This is a genomic window from Pontitalea aquivivens (assembly GCF_046507575.1).
Taxonomy (GTDB): Bacteria; Pseudomonadota; Alphaproteobacteria; order Rhodobacterales; family Rhodobacteraceae; genus Pontitalea; species Pontitalea aquivivens.
The window spans coordinates 1-670 of the sequence record NZ_JBKFEY010000110.1; the positions used below are offsets into that span (position 1 = coordinate 1).

A 670-nucleotide genomic window follows, 5' to 3' on the forward strand; every position below is an offset into this window, starting at 1 on the left:
CTGGATTGGGCTCTACACCCACACGGCAGCCACGATTGCCACTTTCGCCCTTTTCGGTTGCGCGTGCTGCGTGATCGCCCTGCGTGGGGTAGCTGCGCGTAATCGGACTGCAGGAGGAACAGGACAATGACGAGCGAAAAAGATCGGTCGAGAAGCTTGGCCGAGGAACTGAGTGGACTGACGTATGCCCAGCTCTCCGCACCGGATATCGAGCAGACGCGCAAGCTGATTCTGGACTATATGGGAGTGGCCTTCGGTGGTTGTGATCTGCCGTGGGCTGTCTCGCTACGCGACTGGGCCGCCCGCTTCGAAAACACGGGAAGAGCCGGTATCCTGGGTTCGGACATGCGTGTGGGCGCCCATATAGCGGCGCTCGTCAACGGAGCCGCCGCGCATGGCTACGAACTGGACGACACTCATGATGCATCGACCAGCCATCCGGGTGGCGTCGTGATCAGCGCAGCATTCGCCGCTGCCGCCCAGTCCGGTATCAGCGGCGAGGAACTGCTTGCTGCGATTGTCGCCGGGTACGAGGCCATGGTGCGTATCGGTATGGCCGCAAACGCTCCCGAAGGCATGGAAGCTGGATTCCATCCGACCGCTATCGTTGGCGGGTTCGGAGCGGCGACGGCCGCCGCGAAGCTCTACCGGCTCGACGCAGACGCCATGC

At 62.8% G+C, this 670-nt stretch carries 1 protein-coding gene; it reads left to right on the top strand.

All coding sequences use genetic code 11. The features are described from left to right. Positions 1–156: 156 nt before the first annotated feature. Positions 157–670 (top strand): MmgE/PrpD family protein (locus ACK8OU_RS20390; RefSeq protein ID WP_410305150.1); only part of this gene is annotated, 514 nt, incomplete at its 3' end.